Origin of the sequence: Pseudomonas sp. Sample_23 (assembly GCF_004307595.1) — a bacterium.
Lineage (GTDB): Bacteria > Pseudomonadota > Gammaproteobacteria > Pseudomonadales > Pseudomonadaceae > Aquipseudomonas > Aquipseudomonas atacamensis.
Genome location: NZ_RCNX01000102.1, coordinates 34,340 through 56,424 on the forward strand (window position 1 = coordinate 34,340; position 22,085 = coordinate 56,424).

Consider the following 22,085-nt stretch of genomic DNA (forward strand, 5'->3'; position numbering starts at 1 on the left):
TGGCTCGCACCGAGGATCGACGGACGTTCATCCTCTGTGTACCACAACCAACGACGCCGCCGGTATCCACCGGCGGCGTTGCAGGGTTTCGATCAATGGCCGGCGCTCTGGCCACCGTCGACATGCAGGATCTCGCCAGTGACGAAATTTGCACCGTCGAGGTAGAGGATCGCTTGCACGATGTCGTCGATTTCCCCCATGTGACCGACCGGGTGCAGGCTGCCCAGCGCCTGATGGGTTTCCTCGGCGTGCATCGGCGTTTTGATGATGCCCGGCGACACGGCGTTGACCCGAATCCCGCGCTTGGCGTACTCGATCGCCAGGGATTTGGTCGCGGCGTTGATGCCGCCCTTGGTCAGCGACGCCAATACCGAAGGTACGCCGTCGATTGCATGATCGACCAGGCTGGTGGTCACGCTGACGACGTGGCCGCTGCCGTGTTTTTCCATCTCGGCGATGGCCAGTTGCGAGATGTAGAAGAAGCCGCTCATGTTGGTCGCCACGACCTGGGCATAGTCCGCCTGGCTGTAAGCGGTGAACGGCTTTGCCAGAAAGATCCCGGCATTGTTGACCAGCGTATCGACGCGACCGAAGCGGGCGACAGCGGCGCGAATCACGCGCTCGGCGGTTTGCGGATCGGCAATGTCGCCGGCGACGGTCAGGACATTCGGGTCGCTCGACTCTTTGATCGAGCGCGAGGTAGCGACCACTTGATGGCCAAGGGCGCGAAAGCCTTCGACCAGACCTGCACCAATGCCTTGCGAAGCGCCGGTGATGACAACTACTTTTTTCGATGTGCTCATGATGATTTCCTCTGTCGCTGGCCCGTCAGGATGGCGGGTGGCTGTTGGAGGAGACTTTAGGAAGTTGAGCGAAGTTGATAAATGGGGGCTGAGGTACATCATTTGTACTGTGGTGTATCTAATCAGAGCGGACCTCGAATGATTGTCCCGTTTGAGTGGACGGTGAAACGCTTTTCAGCCGATTTATCCCTTTGCTGTGCGTCAGTAATCTGTACCCAACTTGAACGCAACAACAAAACTCCAAACTTGAAAAGGGACGCACACCATGACCACTCCAACCTACAACCGCCTGAACAAAGACGACGCTATCGTGCTGCTGGTTGACCACCAGACCGGTCTGATCTCGCTGGTGCAGGACTTCTCGCCGAACGAGTTCAAGAACAACGTGCTGGCGCTGGCGGATCTGGCCAAGTTCTTCGACCTGCCAACCATCCTCACCACCAGCTTCGAACAAGGCCCGAACGGCCCGCTGGTGCCGGAGCTGAAAGAGATGTTCCCGGACGCGCCGTACATCGCTCGTCCAGGCCAGATCAACGCTTGGGACAACGAGGACTTCGTCAAGGCGATCAAGGCCACCGGGCGCAAGCAGATCATCATTGCCGGTGTGGTCACGGATGTGTGTGTAGCGTTCCCGACCCTGTCGGCGCTGGCGGAAGGTTTTGATGTGTTTGTAGTGACTGACGCGTCCGGCACCTTCAACACCACCGTGCAGCAAGCCGCATGGAGCCGCATGACTCAGGCTGGCGCGCAGATGATGAACTGGTTCTCGGTGGCCTGTGAGCTGCACCGCGACTGGCGCAACGACATTGAAGGCCTGGGCAATCTGCTGTCGCAGCGCATCCCCAACTACCGCAACCTGATGAACAGCTACTCGGCGCTGGCGCAGCAGAAGTAAGTTCACGACCCACGAAAAAGCCTGCTTTTAACAGCAGGCTTTTTGTTTTTCCGACGGCTGCGGCCAACTTGGTTGCTGTGTAGCTTGACCCTCCGCTTTCGCGAGCAGGCTCGCTCCCACAGTTGGCCGTGTTTCCTCAGGAGAAATGCAATTTCCTGTGGGAGCGAGCCTGCTCGCGAAGGCGGCGGCACAGTCACCCGAGCAATTCACTGATCCACTGCATCTCTTGCTTCAGCGCAAGAATTTTGTCCTCCGGCAACGCCTGTTGCGCTCGCGTAAACTGCCCCAACGTCTTCTGCCGCTGCTTCAGCCTGCGTTGCCATTTGTGCAGAAATGCCGGGCAGCGTGCCTGCAGGTGCAGGGGGCCGAAAAACAGTTCCTTGGCGTCGTATGTCACCGGATCTGAATCGCGCTCGGCAACGATGATTTCATAGTCGAAACGGTTTTCGTGCAGGACTTCTTCGCAAACGATCCGGTAACTGTTATCCATCAACCACTGGCGCAGCGCTTGCTCGCCGCCGTTGGGCTGCAGGATCAATCGTTCGTGGCCGCTGAGATGGGCTTTGCCACTGTCGAAAATATCGCGAATGGTTTCGCCGCCCATGCCGCACAGGGTGATGGCGCTGATGCCGTCGTCAGGCCTGATCGCCGCCAGGCCATCGGCCAGACGCACGCTGATCTGGCCGTGCAGGTCGTTTTCATTGACGGTGCGTTGCGCTGCGTGGAACGGCGTGCGCGCGACCTCGCCAGCCACCGCCGCTGTAATCAGGCCTCGGCGCATCAGGGCAACCGGCAAATAGGCGTGATCCGAGCCGATATCCGCCAGCCGCGTGCCGACCGGTACGTGGGCAGCGACGCGCTCCAGGCGCATGGACAATGTCTGTTGGTTCAATGGCGACCCCGTTCACCCAACGGTGGAAAAAGGGGTGCGACTCTGGCGAGCAACGCTGGCGCTGTCAATTACGGGATTGAATTACTCGAGCCATCGGCAGCATCGCGCTGCCGATGGGCGCTTGTGCTTAGCCGGCGAGCGTTGCGTTGTCGATGACGAAGCGGTATTTCACGTCGCCCTTGAGCATGCGCTCATAGGACTCGTTGATCTGGTCGGCGCGGATCAATTCGATGTCGGAAACGATGCCGTGCTCGGCGCAGAAATCCAGCATTTCCTGAGTTTCGGGAATGCCGCCGATCATTGAACCGGCAATGGTGCGCCGCTTGGTGATCAGGTTGAACACGTTCGGCGACGGATGCGGCGATGCGGGCGCTCCGACCAGGGTCAACGCGCCGTCGCGCTTGAGCAGAACAAGGAACGCGTCGAGATCGTGCGGCGCTGCGACGGTATTGAGGATGAAGTCGAAGCTCTTGGTGTGTGCCGCCATTTCCTCGGCATTGCGTGACACCACCACTTCGTCCGCGCCCAGTGCCTTGGCCGCTTCACGCTTGGATTCGGAAGTGGTGAATGCGACGACATGGGCGCCCATGGCGTGGGCCAGTTTGATGCCCATGTGGCCCAGGCCACCGATGCCGACCACGCCGACTTTCTTGCCAGGGCCAGCGCGCCACTGACGCAGCGGCGAGTAGGTGGTAATGCCGGCGCAGAGCAGCGGCGCGACGGCGGCCAGTTGCGCCTCGGGATGACGGATGCGCAACACATAGCGCTCGTGCACGACGATGTTTTGCGAGTAACCACCGAGAGTCCAGCCCGGTGCGTCCGGGGTCGGGAAGTTGTAGGTGCCGATCATGCCGTCACAGTAGTTTTCCAAACCGGACTCGCAGTCATCGCAGTGCTGGCAGCTGTCGACGATGCAGCCGACACCGACCAGATCGCCGACCTTGTAGTTTTTGACGTGATCGCCGACCGCCGAGACGCGGCCGACGATTTCATGGCCGGGCACGCAAGGGAATTGCGTGCCAGCCCATTCGGCGCGCACCTGATGCAAGTCGGAATGGCAGATGCCGCAGAAGGCGATATCGATCTGCACGTCGTGCGCCGCCGGGGCACGGCGGTTGATCTGCATCGGTTCAAGAGGTTTGTCGCCAGCGTGGGCGCCGTAGGCTTGTACGAGCATGTGAGCATCCTCCATGGGGTTGTCGGACGCCCATTGTTGCGCCTGGGTCGGAGCGCGAGGTAGTGCATTTCTGTGAAATGCTTGCCTGATTCTGCTGTTGATTGCGCAACCGAAAGGCAGCCGTATGGCTGCCGTTTCAGGCTCAACGCGGATTGGGCTGGTCGTCCATCTCGGCGTTATCGGTTTCCTGACGTACGCGCTCCGGATCCAGGCCGGTACTGTCATCATCCAGCGGGATTTCGCCTTCGTTGTCGGGTAGCTCGTCGATGCCGCGTTCCTTCATCGGATCGACCTCGGTACGCCCCGGACTCAGCGGGTCGGGCGTGGTTGGGAGCGGATCGTCACCTTGCTTGCCTTGATCGTTATTCATCTCACACCTCGTCATGGCCGTTTTCTACGGCTTGTGCAGGTTGGAGGTGCGGGCGATTTTCGCCGTTCGATTTTTTTGCCTGCCTTCGGTCGCCTCGCAAAAAAGCGGAATTTCTCCGACGCGCGCGGCTCCATAAATCAACAGCCAGAGGCGAGGACGCAATGATGAGCAGTTCATTCAAGGTCGGCGAAGCGGTGCGCTGGAATTCCGAGGCCGGCGAGATCCACGGCAAAGTGGTCAAGGTGCACACTCGCGATACCGAGTTCATGGGCCGCCACCGGCCGGCTTCGAAAGACGCGCCGCAGTACGAGGTCAAGAGCGACAAGACCGGCCACCTGGCCATGCATCACGGCGACGCGCTGAAGCACGCTTAGAAACGTGCCAGTCGGTAGGCGTCGACACTCGGCAGCGCGAGAGCCGCGCCTGAGACCATCTGCCCGATCAATTCCGCCGTCAGCGCCGCTTGAGTCAGGCCCAGATGCTGATGACCGAAGGCAAGCAAGACCTTGCCGGCGCAAACCTGATCGATCACTGGCAGGGAATCCGGCAGCGACGGGCGAAAGCCCATCCACGGTGTGGCGCCATCAGCGTTCAGATCCTTGCGAAACAGGCCTTGGCTCAGGCGCTGCAACTGCCAGGCGCGTGCCATGTTCGCCGGCCGCTCCAGCCCGGCGAATTCGACCGTGCCGGCCAGGCGCAGGCCTTCGCGCATCGGCGTCATGATGAATTTGCGTTCCAGCGAGGTGACGGGGAAGGGCAGGCGATCATGCTCGTGCGGCAGCATCAGGTGATAGCCACGTTCGGTGTCCAACGGTACCTGCTTGCCAGTCAGCGCGGCAGTCAGTTTCGCCGAATGCGCACCGCAGGCCAGTAACACGCGTCTGGCCGTTACCCCGCCATTACCGGTCACTAATAAAACACCGTTCTCCTGCACGCAGCCGCCCTGAACCTGCTGCTGGAGAAAACTCACGCCGCTGCTGCGAGCCGCTTCGACCAGTGCGCAGACCACCCGATAGGGATCAAGGAAATGCCCGGTGCGCGGGAAAAACAGTCCGCCCTGAATCTGTTCGCTGAGCTGCGGCGCCGTTTCGCGGATCGCCCCCGCCTGCCAATAGTCCACCGGCACCTGCTGCTGATTCAGGCGTGCCTGCAAGGCTTCGAGGGATTGCCGCGATTCAGGTTTTTCGAAGACCAGTAACGAGCCGTCAACCTTGAGCAGATCCGGGCGCTGGATATCGCTGAGCAAGCGCTGCCACGCGTCGAGACTGCTTTCATTGAGCGCGCGCAGGCCGGCGACGGTTTTCTGAAAAGGTTCAGACCGCAGATTCAGCAGCAAGCGGGTGAACCACGGCAGGGCGCGCGGCAGATATTTCCAGTCCAGGCGTAGCGGCCCCATCGGGTCCATCAGCATGGCTGGCAAGCGCTTGAGGATCGACACGTCTGCAATCGGAAATACCTGCTCGGTGGCCAGATGCCCGGCATTACCGAACGAAGCGCCATGTCCCGGTTCCTGCTGATCGATGACCACCACGCGCAAACCCTGGCGGGCCAGGCGCAGTGCGCAAGCCACGCCAATGATCCCGGCGCCGACCACGGCGATGTCGTGCGAAGGGTTATTCGCCATGGCGTGTCGCTTCCCATTGGCCATCGAGCAAGCGCCGAAGGTTGAGCGGATTGGTCTGTTGCAGCGCCGTCGGCAGCAAGCTGTCGGGGAAATCCTGATAGCACACCGGCCGCAGGAAACGCAGGATCGCCGCAGTGCCGACCGAGGTGCTGCGCGCATCTGAGGTCGCCGGATAAGGCCCGCCATGCACCATCGCATCGCAGACTTCCACGCCGGTCGGCCAGCCATTGACCAGCAGGCGCCCGGCCTTGCGCTCGAGGGTTGGCAGCAACGTACGCGCCAAAGCAAGGTCTGCGTCATCCATGTGCAGGGTCGCGGTCAGTTGACCTTCGAGATGGGCGCAGACCTGACGGATTTCTTCGTCACTGCTGCATTGCACGATCAGCGATGTCGCGCCGAACACCTCAGCCTGCAAACGCTGATCGTCGAGAAAATCCGCTGCATCGGTGCTGAAGACATGCGTCTGACACTGATTCGGGCCGCTGCCGACTTGGCCAACCGCTATCGCGCGTGCACGGGGGTTGTCTTGCAGAGCGGTCACGCCTGCTTGATAGGCGCCGAAGATGCCGGGCGTGAGCATGGTTTGCGCCGCGCTGCGCGGGATCAGTTCAGCCACCGCGCTGAGGAACCCGTCGAGCGCCGGGCCTTTGCGGGCAATCAGCAATCCCGGGTTGGTGCAGAACTGCCCGGCGCCCAGTGTCAGCGACGCGACAAACCCTTCGGCCAGCGCCTGCGCGCGATTTTCCAGCGCGGCGGGTAACAGCAAAACCGGGTTGATCGAGCTCATTTCCGCATACACCGGAATCGGCTCGGGCCGCGCTTGCGCAGCTTTCATCAAGGCCAGACCGCCAGTGCGCGAGCCGGTGAAACCAGCGGCTTTGATGCGCCAGTCGCTGACCAATGCGATGCCGACTTCGTAGCCAGAATCGAACAACAAGGAAAACACACCCTCGGGCAGAGCGCAGGCTTTGACCGCTTGCGCGACTGCGCGGCCGACCAGTTCGCTGGTGCCCGGATGGGCGCTGTGCGCCTTGACGATTACCGGGCAACCGGCCGCCAGTGCTGCGGCGGTGTCGCCACCGGCCACGGAAAATGCCAGCGGAAAGTTGCTCGCGCCGAACACCGCGACCGGCCCCAAGGCAATCTGCCGCTGGCGCAGGTCGGAGCGCGGCAGTGGATGACGTTGCGGTTGCGCACTGTCGACGCGCACGTCCAGCCATTCACCCGCGCGTACGGAACGGGCGAACAGGCGTAATTGCTGGCAAGTGCGGCCACGTTCGCCCTGGAGGCGTGCACGCGGCAGACCGGTTTCGGCGTGGGCGCGTTCGATCAGTTCATCGCCAAGGTTTTCGATGTGCTCGGCAATGCTTTCGAGAAATGCCGCACGGGTGCTCAGGCTGGTTTCGCGGTACGCATCTTGCGCCGCCCAGGCCAGGGCGCAGGCCTGTTCCACCTGTTCGGCTGACGCCCCGGCGTACTGCGGTTCAAGTGTCTGGTTGGTCGCCGGATCGATCCCGCGAAAGGCCGGACGCGTACCCGTCACGGATTGTTGGCCGATCAGCATGTTGCCCGTCAGAGTCATGGTGTCTTCCTGTGAAATGAGCGAGGCCTGCCGCGAATCGTTTTGACTCGCGGCAGGTAGTAGTCAGGCGAAATTCTGCTCGGCGGACCAGTTTTCGTACCAGTGACGGAACAGCGAATACTGCTTCTCGGCATAGCGTCTTTGCGAATCGCTCAGCACGTCGCTTTCGTTGAAGTGCAGGGTGTATTCCTTGTCGCCGTTGAGCACCATCAGATGCTTGTAATACAGCACCAGATCGCAACCTTCGTCGAACGAGGACAGCACCGCCAGCGCCGACTCCAGCTCCCGCGCCTGGCGCCGGGCCTTGGCATCGCCTTGCGCGGCCTGCTTGCTCAGCGCCACCAGTTGCAGCACTTCGCGAGGAAGGGCGTTGCCGATGCCGGTAATGGCGCCGGTAGCGTTGCAGTTGACGAAGCCGTGCACCACTTGCGTGTCGACGCCGACCATCAGCGTCACGTCGTCATCCTTGGAGGTGATGTTCTCGGCCGCGTAGCGCAGGTCCGCGCCGCCGCCGAATTCCTTGAAACCGATCAGGTTCGGGTACTCGCGGCGCAGTTCGAAAAACAGATCGGCGCGGGTGGCGAAGCCGTAATAAGGGCTGTTGTAGATCACCGCCGGCAAGTTCGGTGCGGCTTGCAGGATCGCGGCGAAGTGGGCCTTTTGCGCCGTCGCCGAAGCGCCACGGGACAGCACGCGCGGGATGACCATCAAGCCTTGCGCGCCGACTTTCGCCGCATGCGCTGCGTGGGAAACCGCTTCACGGGTATTCACCGCGCCGGTGCCGACGATGGTCGGCACCCCGGCAGCGACCAGCCGCGCCACGCCTTCCTGACGCTCGGCTTCAGTCAGCAACGGCCAGTCGCCCATCGAGCCGCAGTAGACCACGGCGCTCATGCCGACATCGATCAGCTCGCGTCCCTTGGCCACCAGCGCATCGAAGTCCGGTTTGCGCTCGGCGGTGCACGGGGTCATCAGGGCCGGCATGCAACCAGTGAAGATGTTGTCGCTCATGATTCAACTCCTTGGCATTTCGTTTTATTCGAGGGAAAAAATCGGCGTGGCGGCTCAGATGCCCCACGCGAACGGGTCGGTTTCGTCGATCAGCAAGGTGCTGTCGGCGGTCATGTAGGCGCGGCCGGTGATGAACGGGCGAATGCGTTCGCCCTCCCATTCGAAGCGCCCTTCGAACTGGCTGCCGGTAATGCTCGCCTGGATCCACGGTGCGCCCGCTTGCAGCTTGTCGTCGGCGGCCAGGCAGGCAAGTTTGGCGCTGGTGCCGGTGCCGCATGGTGAGCGGTCATAGGCTTTGCCGGGGCACATGACGAAGTTGCGGCTGTCAGCCTGATCGTCATCGGCGAACAGTTCGATGTGGTCGATGACCGCGCCGTCTTCGCCACAAATGCCTTGGTCTTCCAGCGCCTTGAGCATCGCCCAGGTGTACGCGGTCAGGTGTTCGACGTTGTCCATGGTCAATGTCTGGCCATGCTCGGAGACGAGGTAAAACCAGTTGCCGCCATAGGCGATATCGCCGACCACGCGGCCATAACCCGGCACCTCCACCGGTACCTGTTTGCCATAGCGGTAGGCGGGCACGTTGCCCAGGGTGACCGAGCCATCGTCATGCAAAGTCGCGCTGACTTGCCCCACCGGCGTGTCGATCTTGTGCACGCCCGGCTGGATTTTCCCCAGATGCTGCAACGAATTGATCAGGCCGATGGTGCCGTGGCCGCACATGCCCAGGTAGCCGGCGTTGTTGAAGAAGATCACCCCGCAGGTGGCATCAGGCGACACCGGTTGGCAATAGAGCGCGCCGACCAGCACATCGTTGCCGCGTGGCTCGAGCAGACAGGCGCGGCGCCACTGATCGTGCTGGCTGCGCAGGGCATCGCGTTTCTCGACCATGCTGTTGCCGGACAGCTCGGGGAAGCCGCTCATCACCAGCCGTGTCGGCTCGCCGCCGGTGTGGGAATCAATGACGTGTACTCGTTTCATGAAGAGATCCCGTTGGATGATTTCAGTAGGCGCCGGCAGGCCGGGCGCTGACGGTGGACGAGGGCGCAGGGCTGTCGCTTTCTTCGTCCTCGTCGTCCAAGCGCAGCAGATGGGCAGGCACGCCGGTCGCGGCGCCCCAGTAGTAAATGCCGGTGGCGCAAGCGGCGACGACGATCGTATCGAACGGATGGGCGAGGATACCCAGGCCACCGAAGGTGCCGAGTTTCGACAGCACGATGGTCACCGCGTAGAAGGCGATCAGCCACGCCGATGAACGCACCTGACGCGCCAGGCTCAGGTGAGCGGTGGGCACAAAGCGGCCACAGAACAGATAGATGACAAACATCAGAATCTGCAGGCCAAGCAGCCACGACACGGTGTTCCAGCCTGACCAGTAGACGATCAGCGCGGCGATGATGAACGACACCGGCCCGAGCAGGCCCATGCTCTTGACCCGGAACGGGCGCGGCATGTCCGGCGCATTGCGCCGCAGCGCCGCAACCGATACGGGCGCCACCGCATAGCTCAACACCAGCGCGGCGGAGACCACGTTGATCAGCGCTTCCCACGACGGGAATGGCAGGGTCCAGAACACCGACAGGGCGAAAGTCAGCCACAGCGCCGGACGCGGGATGCCGGACTTTTCATCGATGTGGGTGAAGACCTTGAAGAAGGTGCCGGTCTGCGCCCAGCCGTAGATCACTCGCGGCGTGGCATTCATGTAGATGTTGCCGCAGCCGCTCGGCGAAATGACCGCATCGGCAACCACCAGATACGCCAGCCAGCCGACACCGAGCGCCAGAGCGATGTCGCGATAGGGCAGGGCGAATTCCTTGCTGATGCCAGCCCAGCCGTTGGCGAGCATTTCCGTCGGGATGCTGCCGAGAAAGGCCATTTGCAGCAGCACGTAAATCAGGGTCGACAGCAGCACCGAAAGAATCAGCGCAATGGGAATGGTGCGCTGCGGATTTTTCACTTCGCTGGCCACGGAAATGATCGGCGTCAGGCCCAGGTAGGCAAAGATGATTCCGCCGGCGGAGACCGCCATCTCGACGCCCGACAAGCCGAACGGGGCGAATCCCTGAACCTGAAAGTTCTCCGGTTTGAAGAAAGTGAACAGCACGCCGATGACCAGCAACGGCACGATGAATTTGAACACGCTGACCAGATTGTTGGCCTTGGCGAAGGTCTTCACGCTGCGGTAGTTGAGCAGGAAAAACACGCAGAGCAGGCCGAACTGCACCAGCCAGCCGAGGATCGTCGGATCGCCACTGCCAGCCTTGGTCAGGCCGGGAAACCACGCCGCCGCGTATTGGCGCGAGGCGACCACTTCGATCGCCACCAGACTGGAAAACGCAATCAGCGTAATGAAGCCCATCAGGTAGCCGAGCAGCGGGCCGTGGGAATAAACCGGGTAGCGCACCACGCCGCCGGCACGGGGCAATGCGGCGCCCAGTTCGCAGTAGACGATACCCAGCAGCAACACGGCGAAACCGCCCAGTAACCAGGAAAAAATCCCCGCCGGACCGGCAATCGCCGAGACATGGCTGGCGGCGAACAACCAGCCGGAGCCGAAGATCGCGCCGAGTCCGATAAAGGTGAGGTCGATCAATGAAAGCTGTTTTTTGAACTTGCCTTGGCCTGACATGGCATCGCCTTCTTGTGAGTTATTGGATAGGCAGTTGTGTCACGTGGACGAGCAGACTTTGCACTGGTCGGCAGTGGCGGCGATTGATGTTTTATGCCGGGATCGATGACGAATTCAGCACAATGGCGCCGATGAATGCGCGGCCTCGACAGGGCCGCGACGTTGCTGCAATCTGCTGGCGAGTGACATTTGCGGTGGTTCAGCTCAAGGGGAAGTCTTTGATGCAGTCAGCGTTTTCGATCCTGTGCCAGGGCACTGACGGCTTGCGTCCGCAGACCCTCGAAGCGATGGTCGCCGGTGCCGCGCAGCTGTTGCCGATACTCGATGTGATCCCGAATGCGGCGATCTTCATCAAGGATCTGCACGCGCGCTATGTGCTGGCCAACCGCACGCTGGTGCAGCGTTGTGGCTTGAAGGACCTACGCCCGTTGCTGGGGAAGACCAGCGCGCAAGTGTTCCCGGCGCAGTTGGGCCCGGGTTACACCGAGCAGGATCGCAAGGTGCTGGAGGAAGGATTTGTGCTGGAGGATCAGCTCGAACTGCACCTATATGGCAGTCGCGAGCCGGGCTGGTGCCTGACCCACAAGCGGCCGATCTACAACCGTGACGGGACGATCATCGGCCTGGTGGGGATTTCGGTGGATCTTCAATCAGCCAGCGAAACCCACCCGGCGTTCGAGCGCCTGGCGGCGGTCGATGAATACATTCGCGGCAATTTCAACCGGCGGGTGACGCTGGGTGAACTGACGCGGATCGCCGGGATATCCGTGGCGCAACTGGAGCGCTATTGCAAACGCGTTTTCCACCTGACACCACGGCAGATGATTCAGAAAGTCCGCCTGGAACACGCGCATCGATTGCTGCACAGCGACTTGCCGATTACCGAGGTTGCGCTGCAATGCGGCTACACCGATCACAGCGCTTTCACCCGTCAGTTCAAGGCCTCGACCGGGTTTACACCACGCGAATACCGGCAAGCCACCGGGCATTAGACCAACACGGCCAGCCAGGCCGAGAGCAGCAGAAGAAGGGCCAGTGCCGCGTTCATTCGCTTGAACGCTTGCGGTGAGCTGAGCAACCGCGCGCTGCCAACGCCGAGCAGCGCCCAGAGCGTCATGCACGGCAGCGACACCAGCAGAAATGCCAGCGACAACACCAGCAGGCGCAGGGTCTTGTCGCCGCCGCCAACGAATACGCTGACCACGGCCACAGCCATCATCCACACCTTCGGATTGACCAGTTGCAGCAGCGCCGCGCCGAAGACGCTCAAGCCTTGTTCCTGTGCAGCATTTGGGTCCAGCGATGGCGGCGGGCTGCGAAAGATCTGCCACGCCAGCCAGCTCAACCAGAGCACGCCAGCCCAGGCCATGGCTTGCTGCACGCGCGGAAAGCGCAACAGGGTTTCGCCAGCACCGAGCCCGACCACCAGCACAATCAGCGCCGCCGCCGCACAGGCGCCAAAAATGATCGGCAACGTGGCGATCAACCCGCGCCGCGAACTGTGGCTCAGCACCAGAATATTGGTCGGCCCCGGCGTGATCGAGGCGACGAAAGCAAACAGCAGAAAGGGCAGTAAAGAAGCCATGGTGCAGATTCCTGAAAGTCGAAACAGGACACCATGATCGTCAGTGGGCAGGCCTCAGTCTGGAAGATTTGAGCAGCGTTTGCGGTAGTCCGCCGGGGTCAATTGATAGGCGCGGCGGAACCAGCGCCCCAGATGACTCTGATCGGCAAAACCAAGCACGCTGGCCACCTGCGCTGGCGTCTCGCCGCGCGCGAGCAATTGCCGCGCCTTGGCCAGGCGCAGTTGGATCAGGTAAGCGTGGGGTGCCAGACCGAAAGCGGCCTTGAACGCGCGGGTCAAGCGAAAACGATCGACACCACAGGCTTGCGCTAGGTCGTCGAGGCCGATGTCTTCGTAGGTATGGGCATGCAGATAGTCGCGCGCAACCTGCGCAACCAGTGGCAGGCGCGGATCGAAGTCCTGACGCTTGCGCCAGTCGAGATGGCGGGTGAGGGACGCCAGCAGGCCATCCAGTGCAGTCTGCCGGACGATGCGCAGATCGCCGTCATGCAAAGCATGGAAGGCTTGCACGATCGCCGTCGACAGGCGCGGATCGTGGCTCAGGGTGTCGGCAAATCCTGGCTGACTGTCAGCGGGCGCTTCTTCGAACAGCGCGTGCAATTCGCGCTCCAGCCAGTGCGGATCGAGGTACAGCATCGAGTAGGTAAAGCCATCCTCGGTCGGCGCATGGCCATCGTGGATTTCTCCCGGCTCAAGCAGAAACACATGCCCCGGCGTACTGCGATGACGCACCCGGCGACAATTGAACTGCTGGACCCCTTGCTCGGTAACGCCGACGAGAAAGCTGTCATGCCAGTGCGGATCGTAAGCATGGCCACGGAAATGCGCACGAATCGACTCGATCCCGGTATCGACATCCTGGGAGAGAGAGATCCAGTTGCGTTTGTCCATGGGAGGACTCCATAGGGCGGTTGAGCAGGGGCGTTTCTAAAGTACCGCGTGGAGGAGGAGAGTGTTTAGAAGATTTGTGCAGGTGCGCAGGGGGATCGAGTCAGGCAATGTGTCCTGGATGGGGTGGGACCACAAAACGCAGACGAAAAAAAACCGCCTTCGCGGGGCGGTTTTTCAATCCTCGGTTTGGAGCCGAGGCCATGTGCTTCACTAGCCACACCAACATGTCCGCGCATGGTATTGAGTTTCTCCCGTCAGTGCAACGAAGGTTTAGCGTGATGTGCGAGGTTTTTTCGGAACGTCCAACGCATGTAACTGAATTCAGGTCTGTCAATAAACATTGTCAGAAATACGGTTTTACAAAGGTTCAGGCGTAGCCGCAGAATAACCTTGGCTACTCGGGTTTTCTCTTCTGATTTCTGCGTTAAGATGCCTGCGCTCATCTTGTTGGTAGAGCTGTGAGGTTTGGCTGGGGGCGCAAAAGGTTTCACGCCCTCTGACGCGGATTCGCACCCGCGCCGGAATGATGTCTCGGAGGGATTTCAACCGGCCGCCTCACTAGCTACACCAACATGTAGGCTGAAGGCACGCATGGTCCGGTAAGTTTGCTGGAGGTTTGGCCGCCAGCCCTGGAGGCCAAAACGTATGAAGCTTCTGCTGCGTACGCTGAGCCTTGTATGGAGATTGTTGAAAGCCTTGCGCTTTTACGAGTTCCTGCGAGACCACTTTGACGACTTGAAATAAGGTCGTCTAAGTGGGGAAAGACCCGTTTCGGTTTCGACTGATACGGGTCTTTTTTTGTGTGCAAAAAACTGTCAAAAACGAGATTGTCGGTTTTATGCTTTCGACTTTGTAGGGCGTTTCGCTTAATGACGTAAGCAACAGCATGAAGATCGATCCAATAGCGGCTCATGCTCGATCAACCATTGATTGCGTCAATAACAACCATTAAGTCAATGAAGTTCTCATATTCATAGCGCGGCGTAAGATCGGCTCCGTACCCAACCACTGCAATTCGGAGCACATCATCATGAAACGCCAGACTATCCTCGGTATCGCTTTCTCGGTTTTTGCACTGAATGCCTTCGCCGCCACCGAAACCGACCCACTGTTCAGCGACGCGGTCGCCTCCACTCAAACGGACCGCTTGTTCAGCGACGCAGTAGCCGCAACCGAAACTGACCCGCTGTTCAGCGATGCAGTAGCCGCAACCGAAACCGATCCACTGTTCAGCGATGCAGTAGCCTCTGATGGCTCCGATCATCTGCAAGGCAATCGGGTCGCCGAAGGTGGCGCTGACCGTCTGCTCGAACGTCGCACCGCTTGAGCGCAACGATGAGCATCGATAACGAATGCCGCCTCCACCACAGGCGGCATTCGTTCTATTCACGCTTTACAAGTCTGCTCTAAACCGCACTCGGCAGCACGGCCTTGTCGCGATCGCGGCTCTTGAATGTCGCCCAGAAACACAGCAATACCGCCACGGAAAAACCGGCGGGGAACAGCCAGATGCTTCTCCAGTCATGCCCCGCGCTTGATGTGAAGTGGTCGGTAATCCGTCCCGCGATCCAGAAACCAATCAACATGCCCAATCCGTACGTAGCCAAGGTGATCAAACCTTGCGCCGAGCTGCGGAAGCGTTCCGGCGCCTTGGCATCGGTGTAGATCTGCCCGGACACGAAGAAGAAGTCATAGCACACGCCGTGCAGGGCAATGCCGATCAGCAGCATGTATGCCTGATCGTCGTTATTGCCGAAGGCAAACAGTACGTAACGCAACGCCCAGGCAGCCATGCCGACCAGCAGGGCGATCTTGATGCCGAAGCGATGGATGAACAGCGGCAACAGCAACATGAACAGCACTTCCGACACCTGACCGATGGCCATCTTCGCTGTCGGGTTGGTCACGCCTATCTCGGCCAGAAACGGGTTGGCATTCTGGTAATAGAAGGCCAGCGGAATGCAGATCAGGATCGAGGCGAGGAAGAACACCAGATAGCTGCGATCCTTGAGCAAACCCCACGCATCGACGCCGAGCATCTGCTTGAGGCTTGATGAGCCGGCTGCGGTTTTCAGCGGCGCGGTGCTCGGCAGGCTGAAGCTGTAAAGCCCCAACAGCAGCGATGCGAGGGCGGACATCAGGAACGTATTGCGCAAGCCTCCGGCCGCGATGCTTTGCTGCGAGTCCCAGGCGAACACGAAGCTGATCACCACGCCGGCGACGATCCAGCCCACCGTGCCCCACACGCGAATGCGCGAGAACTCCAGCGCCGGGTCTTTGATCTGGCGGAACGCCACGGCGTTCACCAGTGCCAATGTCGGCATGTAGACCATCATGTAGGCGAGCACATAGGGATAAAACACGCTGAAGTCTGCCGCGCGATAGAGCTGATAAAGCAACACTGCGCCAAGCAGATGCAGCACTGCCAGAATGCGTTCGGCGTTGAAGAAACGGTCGGCAATCAGGCCAATGACAAATGGCGCCAGAATCGCGCCCCAGGATTGCGTGGCGAAGGCCATGCCGACCTGGCCGCCGCTGGCAGCCAGCGTTGTCGCCAGAAAAGTGCCGAGGGTGACGAACCAGCCGCCCCAGATAAAGAACTGCAAAAACATCATCACGCTGAGTCGCGCATTCATTACGTTCATTTCAGATCACCGTATTGTTTTTATGTCGGTAACGCGGATGAATCAGTCGTCGGTCAGGCCGAGCAGGCGTCGGTTGGAAGCAGCGTCAGCGTTGACTCCGGCGAAGTCGTCGAAGGCCTTGGCGGTCTTGCGGATCATGTGTCGCTCGATGAACGCCGCGCCTTCCGCCGCGCCCTGTGCGGAGTCTTTCAGGCAGCACTCCCACTCCAGCACGGCCCAGCCGTTGAAGTCGTATTGGCACAATTTGCTGAAGATCGATTTGAAATCGATCTGGCCATCGCCCAGCGAGCGAAAGCGCCCGGGACGCTCGACCCAACCCTGATACCCGCCGTAGACGCCGGAGCGCGCATCGGGGCGAAACTCGGCATCCTTGACGTGAAACATGCGGATGCGTTGGTGATAGCGATCGATGAAGCCGAGGTAGTCCATTTGCTGCAGCAGCAGGTGGCTCGGGTCATACAGAATCGCGGCGCGAGGGTGATGATTCACCGCTTCGAGAAACTGCTCGAACGACGCGCCGTCATGCAAGTCTTCGCCGGGATGGATTTCGTAGCACAGATCAACGCCGGCCTCTTCGAAGCAGTCGAGGATCGGCAGCCAGCGCTTGCCCAGTTCGGCGAAACCTTGCTCGACCAAACCGGCCGGACGTTGCGGCCATGGATAGACGTAGGGCCAGAGCAGGGCACCGGAAAAGGTTGCATGGGCTGTAAGTCCCAAACGCTTGCTGGCACGGGCGGCCAGTTTCAACTGCTCAATGGCCCACTCGGTGCGCTCCTGAGGTTTGCCGCGCAGCGCGGGCGGGGCGAAGTCGTCGAACAGGCTGTCGAACGCCGGATGCACCGCGACCAATTGCCCTTGCAGGTGCGTCGACAACTCGCTGATCACCACACCGGCGCGGGCGCACACGGCGATGAGTTCGTCGCAGTAATCCTGGCTCTCAGCGGCGCGCTGCAAATCGATGAACCGTTTGCCGAGGGTCGGTACCTGGATGGCTTTGTAGCCTTGCGAGGCCGCCCACTCGGCAATGTTGGCGAGGGAGTCGAAAGGCGCTTCGTCGGCGATGAATTGCGCGAGGAAAATCCCCGGACCTTTCAGGCCAGTCGAATTTTGCTGATCACTGTGCATTGTGCTGGGCTCCTGTCAGTGGGCCGGGGATCTCGCTCCACTTTTCATTGCCGAGGTGGTTGGCGATCGCGGTTTCAATGAAGGCCATGCCGCGCAAGCCGGTCTCGATGCCCGGTACGCCCGGTGCCTGATGGCCCTCGGCGCCATGCACAATCGCTTCGGCGAGATCGCCGTACAGGTTGGCCATGGCTTCCAGATAACCTTCGGGATGCCCCGCAGGCAGGCGCATGCGTCGGGTTGCGGCGGCACACAGCCACGGCTGACCGACCCCGGAGCGCAGAACGCGCATCGGCTCGTTCAACGGTCGATGAATCAGGCTGGCCGGGTCCTCTTGGCGCCACTCCAGCCCACCCTTGTCACCGTAGACGCGGATCTTCAGCGGGTTTTCTTCACCGGCGCAGACCTGGCTGGCGAGCAATACGCCACTGGCGCCGTCGCGCATTTTGAACAGCATCGCCACATCGTCATCCAGTTGCCGCCCCTCGACATGGGCGCCAAGCATCGCGCTGATGAACTGGATCGACTGGCCGGTGACGAACTCGGCGAGGGAAAACGCATGGGTGCCGATGTCGCCGATGCAGCCGCCGATCCCGGATTGCGTCGGGTCGTCGCGCCAGCCGGCCTGCTTGTTGCCTTGCCCGGCGACATCGGTGCTGAGCCAGCCTTGCGGGTACTCGACGAAGACTTTGCGCACGCGCCCGAGCACGCCGCTGGCGACCATTTCGCGGGCCTGCCAGACCATCGCGTAACCGAGGTAGGTGTGCGCCAGCCCGTAAATTCGCTGGCTGTTGATGACCACCGAGCGCAGCGCCTGCACCTCGGCGAGGTTCAGCGCCGCGGGTTTCTCGCTGAACACATGAAAACCGGCGCTCAACGCCTCACGGGCAATCGGTGCGTGCAGATGATTGGGAGTGACGATGACCAGCAGTTGCATGCGCTGCTCGGCGGGCAGGGCGGCCTCGCGGGCGAGCAGGGTTTGCCAATCGTCGTAACAACGCTCGACCGCGACACCCAAGGCCGCAGCGGTGCGCTGATTATTCTCCGAGTCGCGGCTGAATGCGCCGCAGACCAGTTCGAAGCGTCCGTCGAGGCCGGCGGCTTGCCGGTGGGCACGGGCAATGAATGAACCTTCACCGCCTCCAACAGAACCCATTCTTATTTTTGCGGCAGCGTACATGGCAGTCGTCTCGGTAGCTGGATGCAATGTTGATATGTGATGTAACCGGTTACATCGTGGGCAAAATCTAGGCTTGAATTAGCCGAGTGTCAAATGCCAGCGGATGATCGACAGCGTTTCGATCGCTCGTCGTCTGCGGTAAGCTCCGCGCCTGATCGACATGAAACAACGAGGTGGTTTTGTCCAATATTCGCGAAGTGGCTCGGCTGGCCGGGGTTTCCGTGGCGACGGTTTCGAGGACTTTGAAATCGCCCGAGCGCGTGCTCGCGCCAACCCGTGAGCGCGTGATGGCTGCGGTGGAGCAGGCCGGCTATCGGCCGAACCTGATGGCCGTGCAGTTTCGTTCGCGGCGCACCGGCAATCTGGTGATTCTGGTGCCGACCATCGCCAATACCTTCTTCGCCCGCGTCATCAGCGGCGCGCAGCAAGCGGCGCAGGCGGCCGGTTATCGCCTGCTGCTGTGCGACACCCAGGGCCGGGAAGAACTGGAGCGACAATTCGCCGAGCTGGTTTACGCTTATCAGGCTGACGGGGTGATCCAGTTGCGCGCCTACGATCCTTTCGAAAACGCCCCGGCCGACGCCGATGTGCCGCCGATCGTTAACGCCTGCGAAGTGATCAAGGCCGGGCGTTATCCAACCATCAGCCTGGACAACGTCGCCGCCGCCAAAGCCATGACCGACCACCTGATCGCCTTGGGACACCGACGCATCGGCCTGATCAAAGGCTCGAAAAACAGCCCGCTGACTTTGGATCGATTGGCGGGTTACGAAGCGGCATTGCGCGAAGCCGGGATTGCCTTCGATGAAGCACTGATCTGCCATGGCAATTTCAGCCTCGAGGCCGGTTTTGCCGGCGCGCAAAAGATGCTCGCATTGGCCGAGCGGGCGAGCGCGCTGTTCTGCGAAAACGATGAAATGGCCATTGGTGCGCTCAAGCGCATCCGGCAGGCCGGGCTGCGTGTGCCCGAGGATATTTCAGTGGTGGGTTTCGATGACATTCCCATGGCTGCGTACTGCGATCCGCCGCTGACCACCATCTCGCAACCAGCCGAGGCCTTCGGGGCCAGGGCGGTCGAAATGTTGATTGCCCTGATCGAAAAACAGCCGCTGACAGAGCGGCATGTCGTCTTGCCGTTCGAGCTGACGCCACGCAGCAGCACGGCCCGCATCGACAACACGGGCAAGCGCTAACCGAATCACGCCGCTGGCGGTTTCGCCAGCGCAATCCCCGCCGCGCCCAACCGCTTCAACACTTCGAACAACAAATCGCTCTTGGTCAGCCCGACAATCCTCGGGCTGCCGACATAGCCGGTGACCGTGAGGGTTATGCCGTCCGGCGACAATTTGCTGAAACGCACGAACGGCGCCGGTTTATCGAGGATAGTTTCGTTCTCGTGATAAGCATCCAGCAGCAGTTGTTTGACCTGCTCAGGATCGATATCCAGCGGGAACACCAGCTCCAGCGATGCCACGCCCTGAGCACTGCCGCCGAGGGTAACGTTGCGCAGATTCTGCGAGATCAGCTGCGAGTTGGGCACGATCACGATCGAGCGGTCGCTGAGCTGGATTTCCGTGGCACGCACGTTGATCCGGCGGATGTCGCCCTCGACGCCGCTGATGCTGATCAGGTCGCCGACTTTCACCGGGCGCTCGGTGAGCAGGATCAGGCCGGAGACGAAGTTCTTGACGATCTCCTGCAAGCCAAAGCCGATGCCCACTGACAGCGCACTGACGATCCACGCCAGATTGGTCCACTGCACGCCCAGCGACGACAGCGTCAGCAGAATCACAAAGGCGTAGCCGATGTTGGAAAACAGCGTGCTCAGCGATGCGCACATGCCCGGGTCCATGTCGGTCTTGGGCAGGAATTCGTTGTCGAGCCAGCGGCTTAATGCACGGATCAGCCAGATGCCAATCAGCAGTGCCAGTAGCGCGTTGAGCAGATGCGCCGGGACAATATTCAGCTTGCGCAAACCGGCGCCGCCAAGAATCGACATGATGTTGGTGACCAGTTGGCCGAGCGTGGTGCCGATGCCGCCGACAAACAACGAAATCAGCGCCATCAGCATCAGGCCGGCGCGGCTGACGCCGGACAACAGGATCGACGTCTGCTCGAGGCGCCGGTCGCTGACACCGAGCAACTGCTTGAGCGCCTGGCCGCTCGCGTGTTTCGGCGAAAACAGGTGCTCACAGGCGTCTTTGACCAGCTGAATCAGCAAGTAGAAGCCCGACAGCACGACATAGCCCCACACCAGCTCATAACAGATGAACCGTGCCAGCGAAACATAGCCGGCCAGCAGGGCGATGGCCGTCACCAACATCGAGAGACTGGCGACGCTGTAGATCAGCCCGGCGAACACGCTGTTCGTAGCCGACGCGTCATTGGCTGCGACCAAGGCCTTGCGCACTTTACCGACACGCAACAGCATCGTGCCGATGATCGCCAGCACCACCATGGAAATCACGCCGCGCCCGGCCATCACGATGTGGCTGCTCATGCCTGTGGCATTGGCGACTTGCACCAGCGTCACCAACACCAGCAACGAGCAGGCGAGGATTCGCGGATAAGGCTTGAGGGCCAGCGCCACCGGATCGGCAATCGACGGCAGGCGCCAGGACGGGTGCGCGGTGGAGAGCAATGCGCGGCTGAGGCCGGTGATCAGCACGCAGGCATAGACGACTTTCTCGAACTCTTCGGAGAAGGTTTCCAGCACCGGAGGCAGTGCGTCGTGGCGGGTGCAGGCGTAGAACAACAGCTTCAGGGCGATGGCGGTAGTGACGAAGGTCGCTATGGCTGAGGCGAAGGCCAAGGCACTGCGGCGCAGTCGGCCCTCCGCCACGCGATGGATGCAGAACCAGGTCAGCCCGCGCTCAGCCAGACGTCGGCCGAAGGTCCAGATCAGCAGCGCCAACAGCACCAGTACGCAGGTGTAAAACCGCTCGCCCGGCGCCCAGACCGTGGCCCATACGTCAGCCACCTGCTCGACGAACAGTCGCAGGCGCTGGCGGTCGTCTTCGCTTGGATTGACCAGCGGTGCCCAGAAATACGGGCTCAATACGCTGCGGGTGCTCAGGGTCAGTTCGCTTTCCAGCAGGGTGCGGCGGATGCCGGCGATTTGCGTGATCAGGTCGGCGGCGTTCTGTTTCAGTGCGGCTAGGCTTTTCAGCGTGCCATCGACCTTGCTTTTCTGCTCCGCCAGCGCCGCCCGCTGCGCGACGATATCGGCTTGCTCGGCGGCCACCTCGGCGTCGGGCGCCGTGCCGAGCACGCCCAGTTGCACCGCCAGTTGCGCCTGTTGCGGCAACAGCGCTGCCGACAACCGATCGACATCGAGAATGAACGCCTGCACCCGATCCTGCGGGCCTTCGAGCTGGTTGTAATTGTTTGCCGCCGAAATCTGCTGCTTGAGCCCGTCGAGGCGTTGTTGCAGGGCTTGCAGATCGCTTTGCGAAATCACTGGTAGCGGCGCTGCGCCTGTGTTTGCCGGTGCGCCAAGGTCCGCCGCCCACAGTGCAGCGCTGCCCGGCATGAGCAGTAGGAACAAAATGAAAAACAACGACTTGAATGAACAGCGCATGGGGGCGGCGGGCTCGAGTGGATCACACAGTCTATGAGGGTAGGTGATCGCGCCGAACGGGGCGGAAAACTTTCACTGCAAGAGGCGCTTACACGCTCA

The 22,085-nt window shown here is 61.1% G+C and carries 20 protein-coding genes; 5 read left to right on the forward strand and 15 right to left on the reverse strand.

Going from position 1 to position 22,085, the window contains the following annotated elements; translation table 11 throughout:
• Nucleotides 1-92 precede the first annotated feature (92 nt).
• Nucleotides 93-803, reverse strand: a complete 711-nt coding sequence (locus D8U82_RS26625; RefSeq protein ID WP_125926049.1) for an SDR family NAD(P)-dependent oxidoreductase — start codon at nt 801-803, stop codon at nt 93-95.
• Between the two features lie 265 nt (nt 804-1,068).
• Here D8U82_RS26625 and ycaC point away from each other — a divergent pair, with 265 nt between their 5' ends.
• Nucleotides 1,069-1,698: an isochorismate family cysteine hydrolase YcaC gene (ycaC, locus tag D8U82_RS26630; protein WP_130903274.1), complete on the forward strand. Its 630-nt coding sequence runs from the start codon at nt 1,069-1,071 to the stop codon at nt 1,696-1,698.
• A 193-nt stretch (nt 1,699-1,891) separates the two neighbouring features.
• Here the strand turns inward: ycaC and D8U82_RS26635 are convergent, their stop codons facing one another.
• The 3 genes from D8U82_RS26635 to D8U82_RS26645 all read right to left on the reverse strand — a co-directional run bounded on the left by D8U82_RS26635 (nt 1,892) and on the right by D8U82_RS26645 (nt 4,137).
• Nucleotides 1,892-2,590: a tRNA (adenine(22)-N(1))-methyltransferase TrmK gene (locus D8U82_RS26635; protein WP_347238871.1), complete on the reverse strand. Its 699-nt coding sequence runs from the start codon at nt 2,588-2,590 to the stop codon at nt 1,892-1,894.
• A gap of 127 nt (nt 2,591-2,717) precedes the next feature.
• Nucleotides 2,718-3,767, reverse strand: a complete 1,050-nt coding sequence (locus D8U82_RS26640) for an NAD(P)-dependent alcohol dehydrogenase (protein WP_125926051.1) — start codon at nt 3,765-3,767, stop codon at nt 2,718-2,720.
• Between the two features lie 142 nt (nt 3,768-3,909).
• Nucleotides 3,910-4,137: a hypothetical protein gene (locus D8U82_RS26645; protein WP_056784730.1), complete on the reverse strand. Its 228-nt coding sequence runs from the start codon at nt 4,135-4,137 to the stop codon at nt 3,910-3,912.
• A gap of 164 nt (nt 4,138-4,301) precedes the next feature.
• On the opposite strand from D8U82_RS26645, the gene D8U82_RS26650 reads away from it, so the two are divergent.
• On the forward strand, nt 4,302-4,511 hold the full coding sequence (locus D8U82_RS26650) for a DUF2945 domain-containing protein (RefSeq protein ID WP_122507430.1): 210 nt from the start codon (nt 4,302-4,304) through the stop codon (nt 4,509-4,511).
• On the opposite strand, the gene D8U82_RS26655 is transcribed toward D8U82_RS26650, so the two are convergent.
• From D8U82_RS26655 to D8U82_RS26675, 5 genes are all read right to left on the reverse strand, one after another.
• On the reverse strand, nt 4,508-5,761 hold the full coding sequence (locus tag D8U82_RS26655) for an FAD-dependent oxidoreductase (protein ID WP_125926052.1): 1,254 nt from the start codon (nt 5,759-5,761) through the stop codon (nt 4,508-4,510). The two genes, D8U82_RS26650 and D8U82_RS26655, sit on opposite strands and share 4 nt — an antisense overlap.
• Nucleotides 5,751-7,343, reverse strand: coding sequence for an aldehyde dehydrogenase (NADP(+)) (locus D8U82_RS26660; RefSeq protein WP_130903275.1), 1,593 nt, complete (start codon nt 7,341-7,343; stop codon nt 5,751-5,753). The genes D8U82_RS26655 and D8U82_RS26660 overlap by 11 nt, the downstream gene beginning before the upstream one ends.
• 63 nt (nt 7,344-7,406) lie before the next feature.
• Complete coding sequence (locus D8U82_RS26665; RefSeq protein ID WP_130903276.1) at nt 7,407-8,354, reverse strand: dihydrodipicolinate synthase family protein; 948 nt, start codon at nt 8,352-8,354, stop codon at nt 7,407-7,409.
• A gap of 54 nt (nt 8,355-8,408) precedes the next feature.
• Nucleotides 8,409-9,335, reverse strand: coding sequence for a 4-hydroxyproline epimerase (locus D8U82_RS26670; protein WP_130903277.1), 927 nt, complete (start codon nt 9,333-9,335; stop codon nt 8,409-8,411).
• 22 nt (nt 9,336-9,357) lie between these two features.
• The gene (locus tag D8U82_RS26675; RefSeq protein WP_130903278.1) at nt 9,358-10,983 is read right to left on the reverse strand and encodes an APC family permease; all 1,626 of its coding nucleotides are present in this window, start codon (nt 10,981-10,983) and stop codon (nt 9,358-9,360) included.
• 221 nt (nt 10,984-11,204) lie between these two features.
• On the opposite strand from D8U82_RS26675, the gene D8U82_RS26680 reads away from it, so the two are divergent.
• Complete coding sequence (locus tag D8U82_RS26680) at nt 11,205-11,975, forward strand: AraC family transcriptional regulator (protein ID WP_130888640.1); 771 nt, start codon at nt 11,205-11,207, stop codon at nt 11,973-11,975.
• Here the strand turns inward: D8U82_RS26680 and D8U82_RS26685 are convergent.
• Together D8U82_RS26685 and D8U82_RS26690 are read right to left on the reverse strand one after the other, a co-directional pair.
• Complete coding sequence (locus tag D8U82_RS26685; protein ID WP_125915963.1) at nt 11,972-12,568, reverse strand: LysE family translocator; 597 nt, start codon at nt 12,566-12,568, stop codon at nt 11,972-11,974. The genes D8U82_RS26680 and D8U82_RS26685 overlap by 4 nt on opposite strands.
• A gap of 54 nt (nt 12,569-12,622) precedes the next feature.
• Nucleotides 12,623-13,459, reverse strand: a complete 837-nt coding sequence (locus D8U82_RS26690) for an AraC family transcriptional regulator (protein ID WP_095179599.1) — start codon at nt 13,457-13,459, stop codon at nt 12,623-12,625.
• Nucleotides 13,460-14,489: 1,030 nt separating this feature from the next.
• Here D8U82_RS26690 and D8U82_RS26695 point away from each other — a divergent pair.
• Nucleotides 14,490-14,786 (forward strand): hypothetical protein, encoded by a 297-nt coding sequence (locus tag D8U82_RS26695; RefSeq protein ID WP_024012526.1) that lies wholly within the window; start codon nt 14,490-14,492, stop codon nt 14,784-14,786.
• 79 nt (nt 14,787-14,865) lie between these two features.
• Here the strand turns inward: D8U82_RS26695 and D8U82_RS26700 are convergent, their stop codons facing one another.
• The 3 genes from D8U82_RS26700 to D8U82_RS26710 are packed head-to-tail and all read right to left on the reverse strand — an operon-like array spanning nt 14,866 to nt 18,382.
• On the reverse strand, nt 14,866-16,104 hold the full coding sequence (locus D8U82_RS26700) for a nucleoside permease (RefSeq protein ID WP_130903279.1): 1,239 nt from the start codon (nt 16,102-16,104) through the stop codon (nt 14,866-14,868).
• Between the two features lie 42 nt (nt 16,105-16,146).
• On the reverse strand, nt 16,147-17,229 hold the full coding sequence (locus D8U82_RS26705; RefSeq protein ID WP_130903280.1) for a sugar phosphate isomerase/epimerase family protein: 1,083 nt from the start codon (nt 17,227-17,229) through the stop codon (nt 16,147-16,149).
• On the reverse strand, nt 17,219-18,382 hold the full coding sequence (locus D8U82_RS26710) for a Gfo/Idh/MocA family oxidoreductase (protein WP_130903281.1): 1,164 nt from the start codon (nt 18,380-18,382) through the stop codon (nt 17,219-17,221). Before D8U82_RS26710 ends, D8U82_RS26705 begins: the two co-directional genes overlap by 11 nt.
• Before the next feature lie 203 nt (nt 18,383-18,585).
• Between D8U82_RS26710 and D8U82_RS26715 the strand changes: the two genes are divergently transcribed.
• Entirely contained in the window at nt 18,586-19,599 is a 1,014-nt protein-coding gene (locus tag D8U82_RS26715; RefSeq protein ID WP_130903282.1) for a LacI family DNA-binding transcriptional regulator, read from the forward strand.
• A gap of 5 nt (nt 19,600-19,604) precedes the next feature.
• On the opposite strand, the gene D8U82_RS26720 is transcribed toward D8U82_RS26715, so the two are convergent.
• Nucleotides 19,605-21,986, reverse strand: coding sequence for a DUF3772 domain-containing protein (locus D8U82_RS26720; protein ID WP_130888634.1), 2,382 nt, complete (start codon nt 21,984-21,986; stop codon nt 19,605-19,607).
• Between the last annotated feature and the right edge of the window lie 99 nt (nt 21,987-22,085).